The 9,134-nt window shown below is 63.0% G+C and carries 8 protein-coding genes and 2 pseudogenes; 5 read left to right on the top strand and 5 right to left on the bottom strand.

Features of this window, described 5'->3' with window-relative positions; genetic code table 11:
- Positions 1–201: 201 nt before the first annotated feature.
- Both J7E80_RS23470 and J7E80_RS23475 read left to right on the top strand, forming a co-directional pair.
- Positions 202–608: pseudogene (locus J7E80_RS23470) on the top strand (SGNH/GDSL hydrolase family protein); the annotation flags it as partial.
- 301 nt (positions 609–909) lie between these two features.
- On the top strand, positions 910–1,227 hold the full coding sequence (locus J7E80_RS23475; RefSeq protein WP_215054601.1) for an Lsr2 family protein: 318 nt from the start codon (positions 910–912) through the stop codon (positions 1,225–1,227).
- Positions 1,228–1,586: 359 nt separating this feature from the next.
- Here the strand turns inward: J7E80_RS23475 and J7E80_RS23480 are convergent, their stop codons facing one another.
- Positions 1,587–2,261: a cyclopropane-fatty-acyl-phospholipid synthase family protein gene (locus tag J7E80_RS23480; protein ID WP_215054602.1), complete on the bottom strand. Its 675-nt coding sequence runs from the start codon at positions 2,259–2,261 to the stop codon at positions 1,587–1,589.
- Positions 2,262–2,397: 136 nt separating this feature from the next.
- Here J7E80_RS23480 and J7E80_RS23485 point away from each other — a divergent pair, with 136 nt between their 5' ends.
- Positions 2,398–3,213, top strand: a complete 816-nt coding sequence (locus J7E80_RS23485) for a universal stress protein (protein WP_215054603.1) — start codon at positions 2,398–2,400, stop codon at positions 3,211–3,213.
- A 608-nt stretch (positions 3,214–3,821) separates the two neighbouring features.
- Here J7E80_RS23485 and J7E80_RS23490 read toward each other — a convergent pair.
- Complete coding sequence (locus J7E80_RS23490) at positions 3,822–4,367, bottom strand: hypothetical protein (protein WP_215054604.1); 546 nt, start codon at positions 4,365–4,367, stop codon at positions 3,822–3,824.
- A complete protein-coding gene (locus tag J7E80_RS23495; RefSeq protein WP_215054605.1) occupies positions 4,360–4,824 on the bottom strand; it encodes a MarR family winged helix-turn-helix transcriptional regulator in 465 nt (154 codons plus the stop codon). Before J7E80_RS23495 ends, J7E80_RS23490 begins: the two co-directional genes overlap by 8 nt.
- A 155-nt stretch (positions 4,825–4,979) precedes the next feature.
- On the opposite strand from J7E80_RS23495, the gene J7E80_RS23500 reads away from it, so the two are divergent.
- Positions 4,980–5,399 (top strand): nuclear transport factor 2 family protein, encoded by a 420-nt coding sequence (locus J7E80_RS23500; protein ID WP_215054606.1) that lies wholly within the window; start codon positions 4,980–4,982, stop codon positions 5,397–5,399.
- 1,028 nt (positions 5,400–6,427) lie between these two features.
- Here J7E80_RS23500 and J7E80_RS23505 read toward each other — a convergent pair.
- The gene (locus J7E80_RS23505; protein ID WP_215054607.1) at positions 6,428–7,270 is read right to left on the bottom strand and encodes an SDR family NAD(P)-dependent oxidoreductase; all 843 of its coding nucleotides are present in this window, start codon (positions 7,268–7,270) and stop codon (positions 6,428–6,430) included.
- Positions 7,271–7,603: 333 nt separating this feature from the next.
- Here J7E80_RS23505 and J7E80_RS23510 point away from each other — a divergent pair, with 333 nt between their 5' ends.
- Complete coding sequence (locus J7E80_RS23510; protein WP_215054608.1) at positions 7,604–8,239, top strand: TetR family transcriptional regulator; 636 nt, start codon at positions 7,604–7,606, stop codon at positions 8,237–8,239.
- A 464-nt stretch (positions 8,240–8,703) separates the two neighbouring features.
- Here J7E80_RS23510 and J7E80_RS23515 read toward each other — a convergent pair.
- Positions 8,704–9,134 (bottom strand): annotated as a pseudogene (locus J7E80_RS23515) (IS30 family transposase); the annotation flags it as partial.

Raw genomic sequence — 9,134 nt, forward strand, 5'->3', positions numbered from 1 at the left:
GCCGGCTGGCCCACTACCCCTTCAGCAAGGGCATTTGGGGTACCCGGACCATCGTCGGCACAGGCTGGAGCCCCTACAACATCTTCCGCTAGAACCGGCCAGGGCGGGGAAACAAAGCGACCCCGGCGGCATTCGTCCAGTTCGGTTTGTGGTGGGCATTGGAGCAGTTCTACGTTCGGTCAATCGTTCCGGTCTCACACGATCAGCGAGAGCCGTGCTGGGTACACGGCCCACCTGCACCCGTGGAGCCGGTACGTCGCCCTGAGGGATTCGTTCACCGAGGGGTGGGCGATCCGGAACCGCGCAGCCCCGGGGGCCTGCGGGGCTGGGCGGACCGGGTCGCGGAGGAGCTGAGCATCGGCCACGAGGATTTGCAGGTTGCCCCGGCGCTGGCCCTGAAGCCGGATCTGATGACTCTTAGTGCCGGGGGATGATCTGATTTTCCGCAGAAGCGATCCCGACAAACTCGCCGCCCGGCTCGCAGCCGGCGTGGAAATGCTTGCCGCCACCGGCGCGACAGTGGTGCCGTTCGCGGCCCCGATTGCGGTGCGACACCGGTTCTGGGACGGACCCGCGGGAAGGTGGCGATATTCAATGGAAACCTGCGACGCCGTGATCGCCGACCTGTGGTGCCGCCAGGCACATACATCAATGCCCGCCCGCAGTCATATCCCGCAGACGACAGCGCAAGCTGAGATCAGGTTTCTATCATTCGCCGCAGAATGCCAGCCGCTCATTCTTTCAGCGGCCGTTCTCCCGACGAATGGTCGGACAGCCTTGCAGTGGAACTCCACACAAATAGGGGCCCGGATTACCTTGACGAACCCAATTGGAAGTGTCAGCTATCCTGTTCCTGTTCACGTTCGTATGGGTAAGCCTGTCATGGTATAGCGGTGATAACATTTTCATATGGCACGCAAGACAGTAGTTATTTTTGTTGACGACCTCGATGGTTCGGAGGCCAGCGAAACCGTAAAGTTTGCTGTCGACAGCGTTGAATATGAGATTGATCTCAATGACGAGCACGCCGCCGACCTCCGCGAAACTCTGAATCGCTATATCAACGTCGCTCGTAAGACGTCTGGTGGCCGTGGCCGAGCCGCGCGTAAGTCGACCGCTGCTGATGCCAAGGCTATTCGCGCATGGGCCGTAAGCAACGGACTCCAGGTTAATGAACGGGGCCGGATCCCAGCCGATGTCGTGGAGAAGTACCGGGCTGCTCATTAGCCAAAGCATTTTTAGCGGGAGGCTTGCGATATTCACCGGCAGTGAGCCTCTCGAGCCACGCCAGAACTGGAGAGGCAATATCTAGCCAAGGTTTCAGAAGGTATTTTCGATTAATGCGTCGATGGCAATTAATCACCGATACTTCGCTTGTCTGACGTACGGTTTATTAAAGTGCTGTGATGGTCTGCTCATTACTTCGGAAATATGTCGGCAGCAGTGCGGATAACCACGATGAGAATAGAGCGCTTCAGGGTGGTCAGGGGCGCGGGTTGGGACATTTAATCAGGTGCTTGATGCGGCAGTCCGTGCTGGTCCAGGAGCCGCTTCGTGACCTCGTCCTCCTGCGTCGCCCGGGGCGCCTAGCCGGGTGGCGCGCAGGACGGCGTCGGCGGGCACGGCCGGCTGCCCGTCCGGGCCCGTGGCCTCGCGTTCCTGCTTGGCGGCAACTCTACGCGCCACTCCAGCGGTGTTATGCCGAGCTCGGCCGCGGCCTGCTCCGCAGTGAAGAACATTTCCGAATACGCGTGGCCGTCGCCCCCGGGCGAGTGGCTGTCCTCGTCTGATTGGCTGCGCCAGGGGGCCAGGGCGCAAGGGCGCCAGGGCGGCAGGCCGTCGGGGTGGTGGCCGACAATCAGCAGCGTTCCGGCAGGGCGAACCGCATTCGCGGCCACCCGGTGCGGCCGCTGCCACGGGGCCTCGGTGGAGTGCAGGCACTGGGCGGACACGAGATCGAACTGCTCCTCCGGCGCCCACGAATCAAGGTCGCGCTGCAGCCACGTGATGCGGTTCCTGGCTGCTGAGTCCGCCGCATGCTGTTCGGCCCGTGCCAGCGCGACGGCGGAGACGTCCACCGCTGTCACCGTCCAGCCGTGCGCGGCGAGCCACAGGGCGTCGGCACCCTCGCTGCAGCCCCAGGTCCAGGGCGTGCCGGGCTCCAGCCCGGCCGCTTCGGCCACCCGTTGCCGGTTTGGCCGGGCCGCTCCACAGGCGCGGCCCCGCTCGTGGCAGTCGGCATGGCCGGCCGCACAGTTCACCCAAAGGCGCTGTCCACGGGTTGCGGACAATATCTCTTGGTCCCCGTTCCTGTTTTAATTCAGATAGGTCAGCCATCGAGACGGAGTCCTTAAGGCGTTCGTGTGAGCTGGCATCGGCAGTCAGGTGGCGGTAATCATGGGCAAGGTGGCAGTCGGTTATGACGGCTCAGATCCGTCCAAACTTGCACTGCACTGGGCGGGGGGCTATGCCGCGGCATCGCACGCTGCGTTGCGCATCATCCATGCCTGGATCTGGCCCCTGTTTACTCGCGATGTTGCACCGGTGAAAGGCGTCGCCGAGAGCGGGCTTCGGCACGCGGCCGAAGTGATCCTTTTCGAGGGCGTGGAACTCGCCCGCAGATTCTCGCCCGAAGTGGAAATTGAACCGCGGATGGTCGCAGGCCTGCCCGCGGACGTTCTGCGCCAGGAATCCCTTGATGCGGACCTGCTCGTGGTCGGTAACCGCGGGCTGGGTGGCTTCCTCGGAAAACTTGTCGGCTCTGTCTCCGTTGACCTCTCCGGCGCGGGCCGCTGCCCCCTCGTGGTGGTCCGGGCCGAACGCGGGGAAGGAAAACCAGTGGTAGCCTGCGTCGATGGGCGCCTGCGGAGCAGCAAAGTCCTGGAACAGTCGGTCCGGATGGCGCAAACCCTGCAGACCAAGCTGCAGATCGTCCATGTTGATCCATCAGCACCGGTCTGGAAGCGCCGCACATCCTCACAGACGCATAGCCATGATGTGCTGCGCAATGCCCTTCTTTGGGTGCAGGATCTCGCACCCGACCTGGCCGTAACAGAGGAACTGCTATCCGGCCACTCTGTGGCCACCGCGCTGGTCGATGCCGGAGCAGACGCGGAACTGCTGGTGTTGGGAGCCCACAGGCGGGAAGGCCATCCCGGAACTCTGACCACAGTTCTGACCCACGCACATTGCAACGTCATGATCGCCAGGTAGCAGAGGCTCCACGTAGCAGAGGGCGAGGTCTCCCCTGACAGGGCGCTCAACTATTCTGCCAAGGGGCGATGGCGGACCTAGGGCAGAGCTTCAAACGCTGCCCCTCATCGGACCGTGGAGGCGATCCTGCCTTGGCGGGTGGTGGCATAACGCCTTCTCGTCGTGTTGTTGGTGGGCCCCGGGCTATCAGGCCCAGCAATTCCTTCTCGTCCTCTGCAAATGACCCGACCTGCGCAGCCGGGTACGGTTAACCCGTCAGAATCGGGTAGTGACCACTCGTGTGCACTATGCCGTTTTTGGGGTTGACTTGGATTCGGGCCGGCGGTGACGAGAGCCTCTGAGACCGGGCATCTCTCCCCCCCAGCCGCCGCCGGCCCACTGCACCGAGGTCGCCTGGCTCGCCGGGCGTGGAGGAAGCAACGCATGCTGGCCGGTGGACTGGTGGACGGGGGCTCCTCAGCTGACGGCCTTATTCACGAGCGGAATGATCTTTGCTTCGTCGTTGGCGGTCAGCTTCGTCAAAGCGAAGCAGGTCGGCCACATGCTGCCCTGGTCGAGGTTCGCTGCTCTTCGAAACCGAACCTTGCGTACCGGGACTTGAACTCCTGCTATGTGCCGACCTGCTCGCGCACGGCGGCAAACTTGTGCAGCCTGCCCCACGGCTTAAAGACGGACACCACCAAAGCAAAGCCCAGCGCCAGGAATGACACAACAGGCGGGAACATGAGCTGGACCGGGATTGCGCCGAGGGACGCACGCACAGCCGCGCCACCGCCGTCGCCCTCCGAAGCCACTGCGTCCGACAGGGTCATAGTGGCGGGCAGGAGTGCGAAGAGCGCCAGCCCGGTCAGCACCAGCCCCAGGGCGAGCTTTACCAGCACCCACCAGTATCGGAGCAACCCCCATTTGGTGCCCAGCCCCAGGATGAGTCCCGTGGTCAGCATGATCAGGCTAAGCGTCAGCACCGCGGGCGGGACCACCAGCCCGATGGCGGTGTAGCAGGACACCGCAGTCCGGCCGTTTGCAGTGGTCAGGCCGGTGGCTGCCAAGATGACCAGGCCGACATCGAGCCCCATCCAGCCGACGCCGCCGGCTATGTGCAGGACCAGTACGGTCTTGCGCCAAGTCGGGGTCAGCCTAGGAATCCTAGTCATTTCGCGCCGGCTCCTTTGCGCTTTCGGCCGAGCTGCCCACGTTGTGCCGCAGGATTGCCAGCAGCCGCCGCAAGGTGGCAATGTCGCTCTCGTCCAGTCCGTCGCGCAGCCGCTTGTCGAAAGCCGTAACGGTGCCGAGGAGCTGGAAGAACAGGGCGTGCCCCGCCTCGGTCAGCTCCACGATGTGCACCCGGCGGTTATGGGGATCGCGGCGCCGGGTCAGCAGCCCCGAAGATTCCATCGCGTCGAGGTGGTGCGTCAGGGTGGCGCCCTGAATTCCCACCTTTTGGGCGATTTCGCGCTGATTGGCGGTGGCGTGCTGTTTGAGCGCCATCAGCACCAGCCAGACCGGTCGGGATCCCCCGGCGGACTGCAGCGCCGCATCGAAAGCCCTGCCCGTCTCCCGCGCGGCGGCGGCGAGGGTGATGCCCAGCGGCTCCTGGGTGGGTTTCATCATCACAGAATAGCAGTACGTTAGCCTTCTAATCGATGGACATCTAATGATTTGCTTTCTAACCTCAAAGGCACTGGGCCCGGTTGAAGGCGATGATGAGGATCAAGGGAGCGGGGCCAGAGGCTCTGGCTTCCGCGTACGAAAGGAAGGAATTGAAGATGGTTACGATTCAAAGGCAGCTGGACAGCCTTGTGGCAGCGATATCACGGGCCGAAGCCGGCGGAGATGTTGAACAGCTCGATGCAGTGCTGGCCCCGGATTTCACCGGGGTCGGACCGGCGGGATTTGTGTTGGGGCGGGACCAGTGGATGGAACGCTTTGCCAACGGTCTGGTCAATGAGAGTTTTGAGCTGGCCGAACTGGACTGGCGTATCCACGACGGGGTCGCGGTGGGGATCGGCATCCAGCGCCAGCGGACTACATACCAAGGCCACCGCAACGACGGGAATTTCAGGCTCTCTCTGATTGCCGTCCCGTCCGGTCCTTCCGGGCAGCCAGGCGGCGACTGGCGCCTGTTGGGGCTGCACCTTAGCCCGATCATGGCGCCCACCCCGAACGCAGGGCGGGCCTCAAGCTGAGGACGTCACTCACCTGTACCGCCCAGCAGCTTCCAGGGCGGTCGGGAGCCGACTCCTGTTCATTCGTCGCCGGGCGCCCAGCCCCGGCAGGCCAGAGCTGCACTGCCGGTCCGGAAGTAACGGATCCTGCAGTGCCGCCATGGTGAGCCAACAACGGGTGGAACCTATGCTGGCCGGCCGTCAGCCGAACCCTGACCGGGCCGAAAACTCTTCAAGAGCTACTCGGCAATCTCCCCGTATTCTCAGCCGCCGTGATCATTGTGGGGGAGGGCACTGACAGTGAACGGGCTGTACGGCCAATGCGCCCAGGGCGGTTTCCAACGATCGTCGCAACAGGCTCTAATCGAAGGTAACTGAGTCCGCGTTCAGGACCTGGACGCCTTACCGGGGCACCCCGAAAAGTAGCTCTTGGGGCTCAACCTGGGGTGCGGCCAAGGGGGGGGGCAGTCAGCGCCGAGTGCTGGCCTGCCTTGGACCGTCGCGTTTGAGCTACCTTCACAGGGCATTTTTACGGGCGGGGTATACGCGGTACCTTGAACGGCCGCACTGTAAAACCGCACGTCAAAGGCCGGCTGTCGCGGTGAGGGACCCCCTTATTCGATGGGCTGCTGGGTGATTTGTCCTAACGGGACGTTTGCCTCGACTCAGACTGGATTGGAGGACGTCGCGTACCTCAGTGTCTAGCTGTAGGCCGTCCAGCACTGTGCTGCAACAGTCGCGGGAGGTGTCCCTCTGGGGCCGCTCTTCTAAGCATGATGACCTTGGAATCCTCAACATGGCCGACACTAGCCGTGAGATCCTCGGACCGGGCCTGACTCGAGCATCGCCGGTATCAGCGGCAGCTACGCACCCGTTTTCATCGTCGCGACCGCTATCGCCGCCCTCTCCATCCTGATCGCCCCCATCCGATTCGTCCGCTGAAATACCGCGCAACGCCGTCGCCCCCGTCCAGGCGCTAACGCTGCTGGACCGGGGGTGACGTTCTCCGCGCAAAGCATTCTCGAGGTCAAATGCAGCGCGGAGACGCTCTAGTTCTTTGCCGTGGTCAGACCGACCATTTCGGCGCTCATATCCCACAGGCCGGCCGCCAGTCCGGCGTCACCAGCCTGAGGGTTGGTCTTTGCGGCCTTCTTCTTCTCGTAGTACTCCCCGGAGACCCATTCGCGCCCAGGGGCCCCTTCAGCGAGCCAGACAAGAGACTCGGCGCCCTTCCCCGGGCTGATGAGGCCCATGAGGCGACCTAGTGGGGTCTGGTATACGAAGCGCATCCCGCTGGTCGTGTTGGACGCGAAGTTCGTCCTGACATTGCCCGGGTGGAACGCGGCAGCTGAAACACCTGCACGGGCGTAGCGGTTGTTCAGCTCCTTCGCGAAAAGGATGTTGGCCAGTTTCGCGTCGCCGTAGGCCTTGTTCGGCGAGAACTTCTTCTCGTTGTTGAGGTCGTTCAGGTCGATGTTCCCGAACAAACGGGCACCCACACTTGATGTGTTCACGATCGACGCCCGGCTGGCGACCAAGGTATCCATGAGGAGATTGGTGAGTAGGAAGGGGGCGAGGTGGTTGATCTGGAGTGTCTTCTCGAAGCCGTCTTCAGTCCGAGCGGGATCACCGAAGATGCCTCCGGCATTGTTCGCCAGGACATCGATTCGGGGGTACGCGTCGGTCAGCGCTATCGCGAGAGCGCGCACGTCCGAGAGCTTGGTGAAGTCCGCCAGGAAGTGATCTGTCTTGAGCTCGCGCGCGAGAGCGGCAGTCTTTTCGGGTGAGCGGCCGACGAGCACGACGGTGTGGCCATGAGCGGCGAGCTCTCGGGCCGCTGCAGCACCGATGCCATCGCTGGCACCGGTCAGCACGACAACTTTGTTCCGCATGATGTGTCTCCTTCTAGGAATGAGGCGAAATGTCTTGGTCAGAGCAAAGGGGGGAATCCGGGGCTGCTACACCAGCGGGGCGGTCTCCGGTGTGTGGCGAACGGTTCGCAGAGCGCCGGCCCACAGCTCGCCGCCCTGAGCGAACGGGCCCCAGGCGTTGAGAGCGATGTCTGTTCAGCCATGACGACGCGAACGGCCTTCTGCTGCGGTGACGAACCAAACCTTGCTCCTGATGCTCCTTCAGAACCAGACGCCCCTCTGACGCCATAAAAGCAACTATATGCCCTTCCTGACACTTGGTGTCAATATCGCGTCTTGGGATAGTATGGGTGGATGAGCGATACGAACCCGGTTCCGATCAGAGAGCGAACACGCCGTCTCGCGCAGACCGAACTGACCGCGGTGGCGCAGGACCTGTTCGCCGCGCAGGGCTACGACAACACCACCGTCGACCAGATCGCCGCGGCCGCGGGTATGTCCAAACGCACCTTCTTCCGTTACTTCCCTTCCAAAGACGACCTCGTCATCGGCAAGTATGATCTCTTCGCAGACCGCATGGCAGAAGCTCTCGATGCCCGCCCCAAGAACGAGCCAGTCTGGGAATCTCTGCGCCGCATGTTCGACATCACCCTCGACTACGTTCAGGACGAGCATCAGCGCGCCCGGAGCGAGGCGATGGATGCGATCGTCAGGAGCACACCCCAGCTCTATGCCCGCTACCTGGAGAAGATGCAGCGCGTGCAGGAGCTCCTCATCGGGCGCATCGCCGTGCGCCTCAATGACGACGAACACGACCCATCGGACCCCAGACCGGCCGCCATTGTGGGCGCGGCCTTCGCCTGCATGCAGGCGGCCCGCCATGCATGGTTCGCCTCTGACCGCAGCGAAGCGTTCGGGAGCTACCTCGACGACGCGATGGCGACTCTCAAGATCGACCGCGCCAGCCGAATGACGGCGATCGCCACGTAGACCGACGAACGGGGAGTCGGCTGATCCGCTGCCGCTGCCGTGAGTACCGCCACCGTCCATTCGCGGCTGGACTCTGCTCCAGCCGGTGCGTGTCAGGTGATTTTGCGACGGGCAGGCCGCAAGGGGATCCCTCAGCGTCCCGCTGAGGGATCCCTCACGGCTCCAGAATTCAGAGGCGCGATTCTTGGACGGGTTGCATGCACCAAAAACCGTCCCGTAGAGGGTTCCTCAAACGCGACTATGCCCCGCACCCACTTCTGCTGTCCATGGTTGGCGTCAAATTGGGATTATCCACGGCGGGAATTGGGAGCCGGTGGGGTAGCTCCCTTGGTCGCCGTAGCGGTGGATAACCCTAGGGAATTGTCCCCGGCTGTGGGCAGCCGAGCCGTTTTTCCAGTGCCATTGGAAACCGCCTTGGTCTGAAGTGCAACAACGATTTGGAAGGAAGCAAAACGCGCGGCCGCGCTATCCCAGTCGAGGACGGCTCGTGGCCGTCCGTTGATCTCATCAGCGGCGAAGCGGACTTCAGCCTGTTCTACCGTGCTGAGGTCGGCACCCTTACGGAAGTACTGGCGGAGCAGTCCGTTGGCGTTCTCGTTTGAAGCACGTTGCCAGGGGCTGGCCGGATCACAGAAGTACACGAGCGTCCCCAGCGCCGCGGTGACTTCGGCGTGCTTGGCCATCTCGGAGCCACGGTCCCACGTCAAGGTCCTCCGCAGCGTGGCCGGCAGGATCCCCAACGCCTCAATGAGCTGGTCACGCATGTTATCGGACCTGTTGCCTGGACGGAGCGCGAAGGCAACGAGGAGCCTGGAAGAGCGTTCCACCAGCGTCACTATCGCTGATCTGTTCCCCTTCCCCATGATGAGATCACCTTCCTTACGGTGTTGTTGTG

The sequence above is a fragment of the Arthrobacter sp. ISL-28 genome, assembly GCF_018613875.1.
In the GTDB taxonomy this organism is placed as follows: Bacteria; Actinomycetota; Actinomycetes; order Actinomycetales; family Micrococcaceae; genus Arthrobacter.